9 protein-coding genes are annotated in these 16,476 nt (G+C 67.6%); 8 read left to right on the plus strand and 1 reads right to left on the minus strand.

Annotated features, from left to right (window positions below; genetic code table 11):
• Nucleotides 1–138: 138 nt before the first annotated feature.
• Both ABD332_RS07870 and ABD332_RS07875 read left to right on the plus strand, forming a co-directional pair.
• Nucleotides 139–1,164 carry a competence protein CoiA family protein gene (locus tag ABD332_RS07870; protein ID WP_344501119.1) on the plus strand — a complete coding sequence of 342 codons (1,026 nt, stop codon included), beginning with the start codon at nucleotides 139–141 and terminating at the stop codon, nucleotides 1,162–1,164.
• 322 nt (nucleotides 1,165–1,486) lie between these two features.
• Nucleotides 1,487–2,842, plus strand: a complete 1,356-nt coding sequence (locus ABD332_RS07875; protein ID WP_344501120.1) for a tyrosine-type recombinase/integrase — start codon at nucleotides 1,487–1,489, stop codon at nucleotides 2,840–2,842.
• Nucleotides 2,843–4,960: 2,118 nt separating this feature from the next.
• Here the strand turns inward: ABD332_RS07875 and ABD332_RS07880 are convergent.
• Nucleotides 4,961–5,956 carry a PIN domain-containing protein gene (locus ABD332_RS07880; protein ID WP_344501121.1) on the minus strand — a complete coding sequence of 332 codons (996 nt, stop codon included), beginning with the start codon at nucleotides 5,954–5,956 and terminating at the stop codon, nucleotides 4,961–4,963.
• A 394-nt stretch (nucleotides 5,957–6,350) separates the two neighbouring features.
• On the opposite strand from ABD332_RS07880, the gene cas7g reads away from it, so the two are divergent.
• From cas7g to cas2, 6 genes are all read left to right on the plus strand, one after another.
• Nucleotides 6,351–7,562, plus strand: coding sequence for a type I-G CRISPR-associated RAMP protein Csb1/Cas7g (gene cas7g, locus ABD332_RS07885; protein WP_344501122.1), 1,212 nt, complete (start codon nucleotides 6,351–6,353; stop codon nucleotides 7,560–7,562).
• Nucleotides 7,559–9,145, plus strand: coding sequence for a type I-G CRISPR-associated protein Csb2 (gene csb2 / locus ABD332_RS07890; RefSeq protein WP_344501123.1), 1,587 nt, complete (start codon nucleotides 7,559–7,561; stop codon nucleotides 9,143–9,145). The genes cas7g and csb2 overlap by 4 nt, the downstream gene beginning before the upstream one ends.
• Nucleotides 9,142–12,138, plus strand: coding sequence for a type I-G CRISPR-associated helicase/endonuclease Cas3g (cas3g, locus tag ABD332_RS07895; RefSeq protein WP_344501124.1), 2,997 nt, complete (start codon nucleotides 9,142–9,144; stop codon nucleotides 12,136–12,138). The genes csb2 and cas3g overlap by 4 nt, the downstream gene beginning before the upstream one ends.
• Nucleotides 12,135–13,175, plus strand: a complete 1,041-nt coding sequence (locus tag ABD332_RS07900; protein ID WP_344501125.1) for a hypothetical protein — start codon at nucleotides 12,135–12,137, stop codon at nucleotides 13,173–13,175. Before cas3g ends, ABD332_RS07900 begins: the two co-directional genes overlap by 4 nt.
• 2,090 nt (nucleotides 13,176–15,265) lie before the next feature.
• Nucleotides 15,266–15,910 (plus strand): CRISPR-associated endonuclease Cas1, encoded by a 645-nt coding sequence (gene cas1, locus ABD332_RS07905; protein ID WP_344501126.1) that lies wholly within the window; start codon nucleotides 15,266–15,268, stop codon nucleotides 15,908–15,910.
• 151 nt (nucleotides 15,911–16,061) lie between these two features.
• The gene (cas2, locus tag ABD332_RS07910; protein ID WP_344501127.1) at nucleotides 16,062–16,364 is read left to right on the plus strand and encodes a CRISPR-associated endonuclease Cas2; all 303 of its coding nucleotides are present in this window, start codon (nucleotides 16,062–16,064) and stop codon (nucleotides 16,362–16,364) included.
• The last annotated feature ends 112 nt before the right edge of the window (nucleotides 16,365–16,476 follow it).

Below are 16,476 nucleotides of genomic sequence, written 5' to 3' on the forward strand. Positions count from 1 at the left end.
TTCGGTCTCGCGGCCATGCCGCTCGGCGACAGTTGGAGGCGGCACAGAACTCCAGCGGCTCCGGGTGGGAGCGAAATTGTCGTACCCCGCCCCAACTATGTAGGCATGCCTCTACTCGCAGTGATCGATGATCGACGCGTGATCAGCTCCCTGCTCTCCGATAGGGAGTGGCAGACATTGCGTGCCGACGTTCGATCAGGGCGGCAAACGGTCAGGCTGGAATGCGGCACTCCGGCGTACCTGCGGACAAGCAGGCTCGGGGTTCGGCATTTTGTCCACCAATATGCCAGTGGCTGCCTTGATCATCAGAAGGAGACCGGCCAGCATCTCTTCGCCAAGCACGTCGTCGTACAGGCGGCCAAGTCGGCCGGATGGAGCGCCGAGCCCGAGGCGCGTGGCAACGGTTGGGTCGCTGACGTCCTCGCCAGCAACGGCGAGCGGAAGACCGCCTTTGAGATCCAATGGAGCACGCAGACCCGTGCCGAGTATGAACGACGACAAGCCCGCTACGCGGGCAGTGGCATCAACGGCGTGTGGTTCGCCCGCCGCGAACGTGATGTTCCGTACCCCCGGCACGATCTGCCCATCTTTCACATGGCCTTCGCCGAGAACGGGCTTACGGTCACTGTGAACCAGTCCACCATGACCATGGCGGATGCCGTCGTTGCGCTGCTCAACGACCGGATCGGTTTCCGTGAGTACGTGGCCAATGGGCGGCCTGCCAGCCTGCACGTGTCGTGTGTCGACTACCCCTGCTACAGGTGCAACAAAGTCTCGATGATCTGGGACGTTGACCGCGAGACCATCCAAGGGCCGTGCGGCACCACCGCCGAGCAGCACACCGGAACAATCTGGGCCAAGATTCGCCCCGAAGCCGAGCCGCAGATCCTTCGTCGAGCGAACATCGAAGCGGAGCGCATTGGTCTGTCGTCGGCCACTCTGGGCCAGCGATATAGCCGCACTGCAGGAGGCTCCTACACCGCCTTCAGCTGTCCCAACTGCGACGCGCTATTCGGTGACTGGTTCCTCCGCAGCCACATGCTTGAAGCACGCACGGCAGGCGCTCAGCTCGACCTCATGGTGCCAGCAGGCCGCGACCGCATCTCATCGCCACATTGGTGCGTCGATACCGGATCTGGCCTCTGCGCAAATTCGGCCGGCTGAAGGACAGCCCGCCTGGGTTCCTCGCGCTGTCGGTATCGGCCTCCATCGGTAGCAACCTCAGCCGATGCATCTGGGCGTGCCTGGAAGCCGCGAGTTGGTCGTGGAATACGCGGAGATGCAACCTGGACGCATCGGCTCAACCTGCTCAGCGTGGAGATGCATCATGGGCAGCCGTGGCGTGATCTTCAAATCCTGCACCTGCGACATCGACGGTCGGCCCGGTCGTCGGCGCAACCGCACCTGCTCACGTCTGACTGAGCGTGGGCACGGTAGCTGGCAGTTCGACTGCCAGGTCCGTGACATCCGTGGCCGATCCACCCAGGTGCGTCGCGGCGGGTTCCCGTCCCAGGCCGCCGCCACCCGAGCCCGCGACGGCGTCCTCGAGCAGTCCCTCGAGCGGTTCACCGGCCAGCACTGGACCCTGGAACGGTGGCTGCGTTACTGGCTGACCACCAGGACGTCGATCCGGCCGACGACGCTGCGGGTCTACACCCAGCATGTCGAGCAGTACCTCATCCCGCACCTCGGCAAACTCCGCCTCGCCGAGATCACCGTCCGGCACCTCACCGCCATGTTCGCCGACCTCGCCAAACAGACCACCCGCACCGGCAAACCCCTGGCTCCGGCCACCCTGCACCGCATCCAGGCGACGCTGCGTGGCGCGCTGAACGCCGCCATCCGCAATGACCTGATCACGGACAACCCCGCCCGCCGGGTCGAACTGCCCGGCCGGTCCAGCCCGCACCCCATCGTCTGGACCAGCGAACGCGTCGAGCAGTGGCAGCAACACGGCACCCGGGAGAAGGTCGCCGTCTGGACCGCGCACCACCTCGCGACGTTTCCGAATCGGGTCGCCGCCGACCGGCTGTACGCGCTGTGGTGGCTCGTCGCCCTGCGCGGCCTGCGGCGCGGTGAGGCTGTCGGACTGCGCTGGTGCGACGTTGATCTCCAGCACGGCACCGCCACGATCGTCCAGCAGATCACCTGTGCCGGCCGGCGGATGTACGTCGGGCCGCCGAAGAGTGCGGCCAGCCGCCGGGTCATCGCCCTGGACCGGCACACCGCCCAGGTCCTGCGTGAGCACGCCCGCCGGCAACGTCTCGAGCGGCTCGCCGCTGGCCGAGGGTGGCAGGGCACCGGCTACGTCTTCACCCGTCCCGACGGCCGCCCACTACACCCGAACTACGTCACGCACCGGTTCTGCCGCCTCCGCAGCACGACCGACCTGCCACCGGTCCGGCTGCACGACCTGCGTCACGGCGCCGCGTCCCTCGCACACCAGGCCGGCGCGGACCTCAAGACGGTCCAGGACCAGCTCGGCCACGCCAGCATCGTGCTGACCGCGGACACCTACACCAGCGTTCTGCCCGAGTCGCAACGGCGAGCCACCGCAGCGACCGCTGAGCTCGTCGTCACCGCAGCACGTGACGTCCGGAAGCAGATCAAGAAGCGGCGCAACGAGTACGGCGACCATGGGGCCCGATCCGCAACACTCCGCGCTCCGGAACGGCCCGCGAACCGTGAAACCGCAGGTCAAGCCAACGCATCCCGTCCGAATCGCCCCCGGAAGGGCAAGAGCGCCAAGAAGCACGCAACGAGCAACCACCGTCCACACAGGACTGACCGAACGCGCAAAAGAGCAGGTCAACGAGTGGGCCGCCAGGGACTCGAACCCTGAACCTACGGATAAAGGCGACGCGTCACGATCGAAACCGGCCAGCCGAGCTTCTGGCCTCAATGAAGGGCAGCTCCGTCGGGAGCTGCGACCGTCGGCATGCTGAGCGGCTTCGCGGCGCACACGGCGGGCCTCAATGAAGAACAGCTCCATCGGAAGCTGCGACGTGCGGGTGTCCGACGATCGTGTCGCCCCACGGCTGGTTGCCTCAATGAAGGGCAGCTCCGTCGGGAGCTGCGACCCGACCATGACCGCACCGACCGGTGAAGCCGTCAAGCCTCAATGAAGGGCAGCTCCGTCGGGAGCTGCGACTTACGGTCCTTACCAGCCCAGCACCACTAGCGCCACGCCTCAATGAAGGGCAACTCCGCCGGGAGCTGCGACCCGGATGATGTTGCGGATCATGTCGCGGTCATCCCTGCCTCAATGAAGGGCAGCTCCATCGGAAGCTGCGACTTGATCGCGTCGAGGGCCTTGGTGCGGTCCTTGCCCAGGCCTCGATGAAGGGCACCTCCGTCGAGAGCTGCGACCACTGAAGGCGAGGGCCAGCAGGTTATCACCGGCTACGCGCCTCAATGAAGGGCAACTCCGTCGGGAGCTGCGACGACCGCCCAACCTGCGCCACCGAAGGCGTCGACATACCTCAATTAAAAGCAGCTCCGTCGGAAGCTGCGACGTGGCATTCGCGGGCACCGCCACCTGCGTGATCGTGATGCCCTAATGAAGGGCAGATCCGTCGAGAGCTGCGACACTTGTCCTCGCGGCTGACGACCATGCGCCAGTGCGAGCCTCAATGAAGGGCAGCTCCGTCGGGAGCTGCGATGGGAGATCGCGCCCAGGTTGATCACGTAGTCGTTCCGCACCCAGCCTCAATGAAGGGCAGCTCCGTCGGGAGCTGCGATAGCCGTGGATAACGTCCTCCCAGACGTTGTCGCCGGTGCCTCAATGAAGGGCAGTTCCGTCGGGAGCTGCGACCACCCAGCTCGGCGCCACCGCCGCCGACTTCACGCCTCAATGAAGGGTAGCTCCGTCGGGAGCGGCGACTGGCGGACGGCGGCGGCGAGCTGGTCGGCGACGCCGGTCATGCCTCAATGAAGGGCAGCTCCGTCGGGCGCTGCGACACGGCAGCCCGAGAACGATGAGTGCTCAACGCCGGAGCCTCAATGAAGGGCAGCTCCGTCGGGAGCTGCGACGTCTCAGCAGTCTTTCCACAGCGGCGCCGGGCTGGTGCCTCAATGAAGGGCGGCTCCGTCGGGAGCTGCGACACACCGTGGCACAGGACCTGGAGACCGCAGCCGCCGAGCCTCAATGAAGGGTAGCTCCGTCGGGAGCTGCGACGGGCACGCACCTGAGGATCGCCCGCTGGCAGCTCGACTCGCCTCAATGAAGGGCAGCTCCGTCGGGAGCTGCGACTGGGCCCAGATTCTAATGCCAGCGAGCAGCACTGACGTAAGCCCATTGCGAAGGGTGGTTCCAACGCTGCGGATCAAGGCCGCTCAAATTGACGCAGCAGGTGACACGTCCGGGGATGTCGCTGGCAGGGTGGCATGCGACGGCTCCGCGCTCACGGCCGGGACGATGGAGGCCTCGCGCTAGAGAATGGCTGGGCCGTGATCCGTAATCGTGCGGCTTCGGCCGACCACATCGAGCGTGCTGCGTTGATTCATGGCTCGGCGTTCGGGCGCGCTGTCGCTGCCGAAGCGTTTCACCTGGAAGCGCACAACAAGCGGCATGGCTCCGCCCGGCCGGACGAAGACGACGCCATGCCGGGCCTGGGTGATCGTTACCCGCCAGGAGGCGGCGTGCGGCCTGTGTTCGTGACGGTTCCCAGCCGGGGTCGAGGAGTGGAGCGCTGTACTGGCCTTCGGCGATGATGACGGCGTCGAACTCTTTGCCTTTGGACTTGTGCATGTTCATCAGCGTTACCGCGGCTGGTTCAGCCTGGGCTGCTTCGAGGGTCTCGTTCGCTAGAACCCGCCGGACGTCGGAACTTTCTGGCTCCGAGACGACCCCCGACGTCACGGCAGCGATGATCTCCGGACACGCCGGCTGCGGTCTGGCCCGGCTGCCCGCGGTCCAGTCAGCGACCGCGGTTTACCTGCTCCAAGCTCCTGTCGGAATCTAGGTATCGAGGAAGTCCCATTCGCTGCCGAGAACCCAGCGCAGTGCAGATAGCTTGCCGTTGAGCATGCCGAGTTCGAAGTCGGTGTAGGGGCCGAGTTCTCCCGGGTGCGCGTAGGCCTGCTCGACACGTTTACGTCCCGGGCCAGCGATGGCGCGCAGACGCTCGATCTCAGCCTGGTCGCCAGCGTCCTCCAATTGGTATTCGTGTTGGAGTGAGCGGTGGTACCAGACGCGATCGAACAGTTGCTTCTCCGCCTCCATAATCTCGTCCAAGCGCCGCGGCTCTTCAGTGAAGTCGGTCTCCGCGAACAGCTCTTCGAGTTCCGGACCAAATTTTTCGAGGAGGACCTGATTGAGTCCGTCAACCCCGAGGGCGTACTCCGACCCGCCCTCGGCGAAAATTGCGGCAATGTCGCTATGCGGTTGCCGCTTGTCTCCGCCGGGAAGTGAGAAGTCCTCGCTGTTGGACGTGACGAACGCGTGCGGCTCGCTGGCAAGATCCACACCACTGGCCGCAGCCGCATACAACTCAATCAGCAAAGCATCCGCAACGCTGTTACGCGACCGGTGAAACGGCGCCTGCTTTGCCAGGCCGCGTTCGATCACAGCAGAACGGGTCCCAGCAGTCGGCTCGATACGGCGTCCGGCCCGTAGCAACTCCAGAACATCATCGAAGTTGCGGGTTGCCATCGCGCCGATCAGGGGCACGTGCCGAGCAAGGTCTTCGATAACCCTGAGCGCGTCCTCGTTACCGGTACCACCGTAGTTGTCAAGGTCTTGTCGAATGAGCTTGAACCGTTGGGCAACGCTCGTCGTCATCGAGGTCTCGATCCGCTCCCGATTGCGCTCGAACTCATCGATCACAAGTGAGGGCACCATCAGGTCGACTTCGCCCTGATGGATAAGCACGCGGAGGGCCATGATCCACCGCTGGCCGTCCCGGCGCTTGGACACGTCGAGCCATGTCGACGTGTCGATCAGCAGGTGCAGCATGCCTCCAACGTATCGGCGACGGCGCGCTCCTGTGTCGATGCCGAGCAGACAAGGCTGGTAACTGTTCGGATGGTTGTTGGCATCCAGGTGTGTCCGTTGTGGAGTCGGGTGAGGGCTTCGAGGGCGTTGATGTGGTGTTTGCGGGTGGTGGCGAGGTGGCTGCGGATGGCACAGAAGGTGTGGGCGCCGGTCCAGGTGTAGTCCCTTCGGGTTCAGTCGAACGGCCCTTAGTTGCTGCCCATATGGGGGACCCTCTGCCCTCGAAGCGCCATCGGGGGGCAGAAATGTCAGAGGGGCCTCGTAGTGTGCCTTCGAATGCGACCGATGCTACGCATCGAGCGGCTGTCTCGCTCGATGCGTAGGTGACGATCTGCGTCTATCGAGGAGTCCATGCATGACTGAAATCGATCTTGCGTTGCTGCTGGAGGCGTCATCGCCGGGTGGTGGGAGCTGTCTGACCTCAGTGACGGAGTTGGAGCCGGCGGGTGGTGCCCATGCTTCGGTGGCGCCCGCGAAGTTCGCGGTTGATGGTGACCGGAAGGGTGCGTACGCCTATGAGAAGCGATATCTGGACGGGACTGTCCAGCAGGCGGTGATCGTCGATTCGAAGCAGAGCCAGCTAAACCGTTGCGAGGCGGCGTTGCAGCAGGCGGTGGTCGATGGGCATCCCGTGTTGGCTCGTCTTCCACGTGTCGTGGTGCGCTATTCCCGTAATGGTGTGGTTGAGGAGTATTCGGATCTGTCGTTGCCGCATCGGGTGTTCGATGGGCATATCCGGGCGGGGACGATCGCCGGGGTGCCAGTGACGCAGATGCCGGAGTACCGGACGGTGCGGGATGCGACGCCCGCGAATGCCCGGGCGTTGTTGGACGCGAGTCCAGTGAGTCTGATTTTCGGTTCGTGGGATTCGAGCCGGGCGAACCGACAGGGCCGGTGGCGCAGCGCGTTGGTGGGCGAGATTGTCGGGTTCTGTGCGGATACTGTCCCGGCGGTACGGGGTGGGGCGCGGGTGGATCCGGTCGGGATGCAGGTACTGCTCGGTGAGAAGGCGTTGAAGGAGTTGGCGGCTGACCAGCGGGCGGAGTTGAGTTCTGGCTTGCAGGACAAGGTGGCGAAGGCGGCGAAGACGGCGGCCGGCGGCGGCAAGACTGTGTCGGGGTCGATGCTGGGTCTGGGTGGCATCCCGCCGACGCTGGAGGCGTTGGGTGGGGTGGCATGTCATCGGATCATCCGCTCGCACGTGTTGAGCTTCGCCACGTTGCGGCAGATCCGGTTCGGTGCGGGTATTGAGGGTGACGCCGCCTGCCGGGCGCTGCTCGCGGCGTTGGCGTTGAACGCGCTGGCGCGTTCGGACGCGGAGCTGTACTTGCGGGCGAACTGCGACCTGCGCGAGGCGTCGGCGGCCGTGGTCGACCTTGACCGTCGCAGCGGTGAACGTCTGGCATTGACCGCGTTGTCGCTGACGGACGCTGACTCCCTGCTGGCGGGCGCGTTGGCCCATGCCGAGCGGGTGGCCGGGGTTCGGTGGGACGGGGTGGTGCTGCAGGTGGCCGGGAACCCCGCGATCGTGGCGGGCGCGGTCGAAGACGCAGACGAGCCGTCATGACGTTCACGATCGTGGGCGAGTTGCCGATTGGTACCTACCGGGGCGCAGGCCCGGATGGGCGTCCGGAGCCGTTGCCGTCAGTGGCCCGGTTGCATGCGGCGTTGTTGTGCGCAGCGGGGTTCGGCCCACGGGCGGTGGCCGACGGTGACGGGCTCGCGCCGTGCGAGGCGGACGAGGTGGCGTTGCGCTGGCTGGAGGAGCATCCGCCGGACGGTGTGGTGGTACCAGCGTTGACAGTCAACCGCAGCGCCGCGGTGGCGTACCGGGACGATGGGACCGTCAAGAAGACGTCCGGTGTGCTGGCAACAAGGAAGCTACCGAAGCGCCCGGACGGCGCAGTCGCCGCTGACGGGCCGTTCATGTGGACGTGGGACGAGAGCCCGCCACCGGTGGTGCGGGCGGCGTTGGAAGCCCTGTGCCCGGATGTGGGCTACCTGGGCACCAGCGAATCCCCGGTACGCCTGCGCGTCGGCGGCGGCGTCGCCCCAACGCATGAGCTGGATGTCGAGGCTGGGCCGTTCACCGTTGGGCGAGTCGCTCTGCTGAGCCCAGCGCCCGGTCGCACCGACGAGCTGGTGGCGGCGCACCGCAGCATGGCGGTCCGGCCGTCGGTAAGCCGGGACCGGTTCGGCACCGATGAGAAGTCGCTGTCGCCGGTACCGCCCCGGGAACGGGTCGACGTGTTGCGGTACGCGCCTCGTGACGTGCCACGGCCAGCGGTGCCGTGGGATCGGGTGATCCTGCTGCCGTTGGACCGGGCGATCGGTGAGCAGTTCCGGGTCCGGTGGGCGGTCGCGGCGCATCAGGCGCTGATCCGCCTGATCGGGGAGGGCGCGCCGTCGCTGGTGACGGGCGTGTACCCGGACGGGACGCGCCGGCCGTCGAACCGGCTGGCGATCCATCTGCTGGACGCGTCGATGCCTGTCGCCGGTGGCCTTGCCGCGCCGTCGACGTTGGCGTTGCTGGTACCGGCGGGTGCCGATGCCGCGGACCTGGCGGTGTTGTCGGAGGCGGTGGCCAACCTGCGCTCATTGCGCGGCCCGAGGGGAAATCTGGCACGGATCAAGGCCGAACCGTCAGTGGTGTCCGGGGCGGCGTTGTGGGCGGAGCCGGAGGCCGGGTACGTCCGGCTGTGGCGCACCACGCCGGCCGCCGTGCCCGACACGCGAGGCGCACGTGACGGCGCTGAGTGGACGTTCGCCCACGCGGCGTTGTTGTCGCTGGGGTTCGTGTGGAAGGACCTGCTGCCACGCGTCGACGGGCGCGGCGACGTGTACTACCGCCGCCTCGCCGCCGCAGTGACCGATGCGGGCGCGGCTGCCGTGCACGTCCGGGCAGTGCGAGCCACCGACGTGGGCAGCTACGTGCACCGGGTGAACACCCACGCGGTGGTGCGGCCCTACACCGCCCATCTGTGGCTGGGCGATCTTTCCGGCGCGGGGACGGTGGCGGCGATCGGGCAGAGCCGTCATCTCGGCGGTGGGCTGCTGGTGCCGTTCGACGTCCCGGATCAGACCCCGCTCGACGCGATCGTTGCCGCAGACGTGCCGCTTGCAGCAGCCCGGCCGGGTGTGCCGCGATGAGCCTTGACCGCAAGGACTTCGCCGCGTTCTTCGCCTCCGTCCACCAGCCAGAGCCGGCACACGCCTCTGACGGCAGCCTGCCGGCACCGGGAGGACCGCCGCAGCCGTTCCACTGGCAGGAGCGGCTCCTGGATGCCGTCCTGGACACCGGTGTGTGGCCGGACCGGATCGTCGCGCCGACCGGCGCCGGAAAGACCGCCGCGATCGACGTGCACGTGTTCGCCACCGCCCTGACCGCAGTGTCGGGCGGTCCCCGCCCGCCACGGCGGCTCGCGATGGTGGTACCGCGGCGAGTGCTGGTCGATGATCAGCACCGGCACGCGTCCCGGCTTGCCGACCTGCTGGACCCGGGACGCGACGACGTCCTCGGCGAAGTCGCCGCGATCCTGGCCAGGCTCCGCTGGCCCGCCGAGCCGCCCGAATCCGGCCCGGGCAGATTGTCCAGCCCGCTGATCGTCGGGCGGCTGCGTGGCGGTGCCGTGCCGTCCCGGAGTTGGCGCGACTATCCGACCGCCTGCACGGTGCTATGCGCGACACCGGACATGTTCGGCAGCCGCCTGTTGTTCCGCGGCTACGGCACGAGCAGCCGAGCCTGGCCGCGGGAAGCGGGCCTGCTGGCCTTCGACACCGCCGTCGTGGTCGACGAGGCGCACCTGGCACGTCAGCTCCTGACCACCACCCGCCGAGTAGCGCAACTGGCGGCGGTCGCTGAGGAACCGGTCCCGGTGCCCGTCCTGCAGGTCGTCGAGACCACCGCCACGCCACCACGAGGCATCAGCACAGATGGCGCCGAGAGCGGGCAGACCAGCGTGTCTGTGACGGATGCAGACCTCGACGAGCCGGTCCTCGCCCGCCGACTTACCCAGCCCAAACCCGTGCGAATCGTCCCGATCCAGGAGTGGCCGGCCGACACGCCCGCGAAGCGTCGGAAGGTTGCAACAGCCGTCGCCGACGCGGTCGTCGACGTCCTCACATCCCTCGACCGCAGTGCCGAGCTCCCGCACACGGTCGGCTGTTTCGTCAACACCGTAGCGATGGCGGTTGCCGTAGCCGACCAGCTCCGCGACCGCCGCACCGATGGTGCCGGGCTCCGGGCGGTCATGGTCTGCGGCCAGACCAGACCCGCAGACCTCGACCGGCTCGACCAGCAGCACCCTGGCCTGCTCACCTCGGCAGGCAACCCGGACATCGACGTGATCGTCACGACACAGAGCCTCGAGGTCGGTGTCGATCTCGACCTGGCGGCGGTCGTGACCGAACTCGCCGCCGGTTCCGCGCTAGCCCAGCGGGTCGGACGGGCCAACCGGCGGGGACTGCGCGGCCATGCACCGGTGCGAGTGCTCGGCAATGCCCGTACGCTCACCGACCGCGCACAGTCGGGTCCTTACCAAGGCGACGACCTGCATGACGCCTTGGAGTGGATGACACGCCGGGCGGCTGACCCGCGCGGTCTGGCGCCGTGGGCGCTCCGGGAGGACCCGCCCCCACCCGCGGCGCCCCGTCGCAGCCTGTGGCAGCGCCCGGAACTCGCCGATGCCTGGCACTGGGCGCGGACCAGCGACGACCTCGCCGCAGCCCCGGAACTCGACCTCTGGCTCGCCGACAGCTTCGACGACGAGACCGCCGTCGGTGTCGTCGTCCGCGACGCGATACCGGCCGACGTCACCGACGCCGTCCGCCTGCTGCGGGCGATGCCCCCAGCAGACCGAGAGGTGTTCGCGACCCCGTACCGCACCGTGTCGGCCGTCCTCACCGAGCTGCTGCGGCAGACCCAGCCCGGCGGCACGTCCGGCGGCGATGCCGCACCAACGCCGCCGATGATCCGGATACGAGGCGAGGAAATCACCGTGCTCACTGCACAGGTCGACGACGGCCGGATCCGGGTCGACCTGCGACCAGGTGACCTGGTGGTCATCGACAGTGCAGCGAGGGTGTTCACCCGCTCGACCGCCGGCCCGGAGGCCGGGTTCAGCCCACCTGTCCTCGTCGAATACGACGAGACGGCCGGCGCGCCCCGCGTGAACGCCGACGACGTGTCACAGGTCATCACCACGTCGAACCCGACCGGGCAGGAACAGGTGACGCTCCGCCTGGAGCCGGCGATCTGGGGTGCGCACCGTGACACGATCGAGCACCTGATCAGCGCGTTCACCGACGACTACCACGCCAGTCCGAAACGCCGGCGTCACCGAGGTCTCGCCGACCTGCTCGCCGGTCTCGGCCGGGACCTGCCCCACGCGCATCCCTGGGTGCGGATGCTCGCCGAGGCGACCACACTTCTTCGACGCGCTGTCACGGAAACCGAAATTGAACTGCACCAAGACGAGGCCGGCGAGATCGTCCGGCTGCTGGTTCTCGACCGCCGGCGCGCCGGAGCCGATGAACAGCTGCGCCAGATCCGTACCACCAGCAGCGACCCGGTCACGCTGGACTGCCACCAGCGCGACGTCGGCGTCCGAGCGACGGTGCTCGGCGAGCACCTCGGCCTTCCCCGAGCGCTGGTCGCCGCCCTGCGAGTGGCCGGTGACCACCACGACGACGGCAAGGCCGACCTCCGGTTCCAGGCCCGCCTCGGCGCCGACCCGGCAGGTCCTGCACTGGCCAAGCAACACCCGGACGTGACCGCCGCCGAGCAGCGGCGCAACGCCGACGCGAGCGGTGTACCCAGCCGATGGCGCCACGAGCAACGTTCGGTCGTGGAATCCTGGCGAGCCGTCAACGCCGGGGATTCGGCACCGCACGCCCAGCTCGCGGCCCGGCTCGTGGGCACCAGCCACGGCCACGGCCGCACCGGCTTCCCCCACACCGCCACCGAACTCATGCACTCCGCCGACCCGGCAGACCTCCGCAACGTGGCGATCGACCTGTTCGATCTCGGCGGTTGGGACGACCTCGTTGAACACACCCACCGTCAGTGGGGCGTGTGGGGGTGCGCCTACCTCGAGGCGCTCCTACGCGCCGCCGACGGGCAGACCTCAGCGGAGGGACGATGACGACGCTCACCCTGCACACCGCCAACCCCGACACCATGCTGTCCCACATGGCGTTCTACGGCCTCAGTGCCATCCTCGACGACGTGGGTGTTGAGGTCAGACTTGACTGGACCAGCGGCGCACGTCCACGGCCACAACTGCACACCGACTGTCCCGACGAGAACACAGCCGCCGAGATCGTCCACGCGCACGCCCAGCATTACGCCGCCGACGGTTCATGGGTCCAACAGGACATCGAACTCGGCGGGACTGCACGCGGACTCATGAGCCCCCGGCTCAGTCAGCTCCGCACCACTGAGAACTGGACCCGGCTTCAACAGGCCCGTCACACCGTGCTCGACACGCTCACCACCGACCGCCGATGGCTCGACCTCCAGCAGATCGCCGCGCTCGGCCAGCCCGCCTACTGGCGCCACAACATCAAAGGCGAACCACTGCAGGACGACGGGGCCAGCCGACTGGACATGCAACCCCGCAACCAGGGATCGGAGATCGTCGGCACCCGGCTGCGCCGCCTCGCCGACACCGTCGCCGCCCGTAAACCCCACCAAATCCTCGACGGCCTCCGCGGCGACACCATCACCGACGAAGCCGGTAACAACAAGCCCGACAGCCGCACCGCCACCGGCTTCGCCCCACCCGGCCCCACCGACAACGCCATCGCCTGGTGCGCACTATGGGGCATCTCCCAACTCCCCACCACCCTGCGAACCAGAACCACCGCCATCACCACCGGCCACCTCGGCCGCAACCGCCGCGAATGGTTCTACGCACCCGTCTGGCACCAACCGTGGCGCATCGCACGCCTCCGGACCATCCTGGCCTCGGCCCAACTACGCACCGCCGCCGCAGCGGGACTCCCGCTACCCACCCGCACGATCGACACCCTCGCCACCACGGCCGCTCAGGCATGGCTATCGGCGCGTCATGTCGTCGGTGTCATGCGCTTCCCCATCGACCGGTTCGGCAGCGACAACGCGCCCGAACGACGCGCCCAGCGCGGCGACCCGTCACCAACATCGGTACCCCGTGGATGACGTGACCACGAGCAGTTCAACGCCCACGCGCGCGATCACGACACCCAAGCCAGCCAGCCCAGGACATCCCACCGAGCGACCCCTCGCGTGCAATCGCATTGCCGCAGGTCACACCTGTATAGAGTGACACCCTGTCGCGGTCCTCACGGGGACCGCCCTTCATCGAGGCGCATCGTCTGGGCCAAGCGCACCGGCCGCACCTCGGCCGTCGCGGTCCTCACGGGACCGCCCTTCATCGAGGCCGCCGGGTCGCCGGGTCGCTCGGACCCATGCGCTGCTTGTCGCGTTCCTCACGGGGACCGCCCTTCATCGAGGCTCGACCAGGCCGGCATTGCGCGGCCGGGCGAGGACCGTCGCGGTCCTCGCGGGGACCGCCCTTCATCGAGGCAAGTCCAACGGCCCGATCTTCGCGATCATCCTTGCCCGTCGCGGTTCTCGCGGGGACCGCCCTTCATCGAGGCGTCGATGAGGCCACGCTGGTGCCGGAGGAGTTCTGGACGCGTCGCGGTCCTTACGGGGACCGCCCTTCATCGTGGCATGATCTGCGGATTCGGCAGGGTGGCGAGCCTCGGCGGTCGCGGTTCTCACGGGGACCGCTCTTCATCGAGGCCAGGTACCGTCAAACGTCCCTAGATTCACGCGCCAAGTCGCGATCCTCGCGGGGACCGCCCTTCATCGAGGCCGCATGACGCAGACCGAGCTCCTCATCGCTAGGTCGCGGTTCTCACGGGACCGCCCTTCATCGAGGCCTCGTGCCGAACGTGCCGCAGTGGCCGTGGGCGAGTCGCGGTCCTCGCGGGGACCGCCCTTCATCGAGGCTTGGCGAGGGTGGCAGCGTTGAGGCCCTCCTTCAGGTCGCGGTCCTCACGGGACCGCCCTTCATCGAGGCCGATCTCTAGCGTGCGCGCATGGTCGATCGCGAGGCTGGCCGGTCGCGGTTCTCACGGGGACAGCCCTTCATCGAGGCCGCAGGTCTGGGACGGCGAGGCTGCGGGCGAGCGTGTCGCGGTCCTCACGGGGACCGCCTTTCATCGAGGCAACGCGCACCCGGTGTGGTTGCCGCCGCCGCCGTACTCGCCCGTCGCGGTTCTCACGGGGACCGCTCTTCATCGAGGCACGATCCCGCAGGTCGGCGGGCAGTTCGTCGTCCTGGGTCGCGGTCCTCACGGGGACTGCCCTTCATCGAGGCTAGTCCACGGCTGCGGCACGGTGCACCCATTCGCCGTCGCGGTTCTCACGGGGACCGCCCTTCATCGAGGCAAGTCCTCTATGTGGTTGAACACTTCGTCGGGGAAGAAGCCGCGGTCCTCACAGGGGCGCCCTTCATCGAGGCATCGAGCCAGCCGTTCTCACCGGCTTTGTCCGTGAGGTCGCGGTCCTACCGGGTACCGCCCTTCATCGAGGCTCGATCGGGATCTAGGTGTCGACGTTCATGTTCGCGGTCGCGGTCCTCGCGGGGACGGCCCTTCATCGAGGCGTGGACGTCAACGGTGAGCGCTCGGGCTACATGCTGTCGCAGGTCCTGATGGAGACCGCCCTTCATCGAGGCTGGAGCCGGCTCAACCCCGCCAGCCCGCTGTATGGCAGTCGCGGTCCTCGCGGGGACCGCCCTTCATCGAGGCGTCTGCGCAACCAGCAGGTCGAACATCGTCGGGTTGATCGTCGCGGTCCTCGCGGGGACCGCCCTTCATCGAGGCGTCGAGCCGTACTGCAACGACTTCTCCCACAAGCCGGTCGCGGTTCTCACGGGACCGCCCTTCATCGAGGCTCGGGGATGGTGATCCGGCCGCGGGCTAGGCGAACGGTCGCGGTCCTCGCGGGGACCGCCCTTCATCGAGGCGGCGAGCAGCAGACGTTCCGCGCGGACCAGTCCAGTGCACGTCGCGGTCCTCACGGGGCCGCCCTTCATCGAGGTCTGCCCGACCTGCTGGTGAACAACGCCTTCGACCTCGTGTCGCGGTCCTCACCCCGAGGCTGAGAAGCAGGTCGCAGCTCCCGACGGAGCTGCCCTTCACTGAGGCTATTCCCGCCATGACGATCAAGACGTAGCAGGCCTCATTCGTGAACTGCTGTGGCGCAGCCTGCCTGTCGTGTGGTGCAGCAGCACCGGCAGGGTCGTCGGATGGGCGAAAGGTGCGGCAGGTCCGAACGGCGGGCCGCGCCTGCGCCAACATGTCGCCTCCCACAACGGCCGGATCGACCTCGCCCGGCAATTCGTGTCAGCGAAAATCGCCAATCAGGCGACGCTGTTACGCCGTCACGGTGACGCCTCAGATGCCGTCTCCCGGCTGCGGGAACTGCAGCGCGCCGCGCTCGAGGCAAAATCCCTGACCGACATCTTCGGCATCGAAGGTGATGCCGCGGCGAGATACTTCGAGCATTTCCTCACCATGCTCCGGCCGAAGGTCGTCGCCGCCGAAGGGCTCCACTTCGCCGTACGGTCGAGGCGCCCGGCTCGCGACCCGATCAACGCGGCCCTCAACCTGAGCTACGGACTGCTGACCGCCGACGCCCTCCGCGCGGTCGTCGCCTGCGGCCTCGACCCGCACGCCGGGTTCCTGCACAGCAGCGGCCGCAACACGCCGGCGCTTGCCCTCGACCTCGTAGAGGAGTTCCGCGCCCCAGTCGCCGACTCCATCGTAGTCAACGCCTTCAACAACGGCGAACTCCGCACACGGGACTTCTCAACCGTCCTCGGCACCTCACGAATCGGCGACCGCGGCCGCAAGCCCTGATCGCAGGCTACGAACGCCGTGTCAACGGCACCTTCCGCCACCCGCTGTTCGACTACGAGGTGACATGGCGGCGAGCGATGGAGATCCAGGCCCGTCTTGTGCTCGGCGTCATCGACGGTACACAACCCGGCTACCAAGGCATCAGAATCCGATGAGCCTGAACGACGCGCGACGCTACCTCATCGCCTACGACATCTCCGATGACGCATGCCGGACCAGAGTCGCGAGCAAACTCGAATCGTACGGCGACCGCGTACAGTACAGCGTCTTCATCGTCGATGCCCGGCCCGCGAAGTTGCTTCGCCTTCGGACGCAACTCAGCAACCTCATCAACGAGTCCACCGACTCGGTGCTCTTCTGCGACCTGGGGTCGTTGAGGGAGAATCAACGCAGCACACTCGATGTGGTCGGCCGAAGCCGCACGATTACGGATCACGGCCCAGCCATTCTCTAGCGCGAAGCCTCCATCGTCCCGGCCGTGAGCGCGGAGCCGTCGCATGCCACCCTGCCAGCAACGTTCCTGGACGCGTCACCTGTTGCATCAACTTGAGCGGCCTTGATTCGCA

This window comes from Dactylosporangium maewongense (assembly GCF_039531485.1).
In the GTDB taxonomy this organism is placed as follows: domain Bacteria; phylum Actinomycetota; class Actinomycetes; order Mycobacteriales; family Micromonosporaceae; genus Dactylosporangium; species Dactylosporangium maewongense.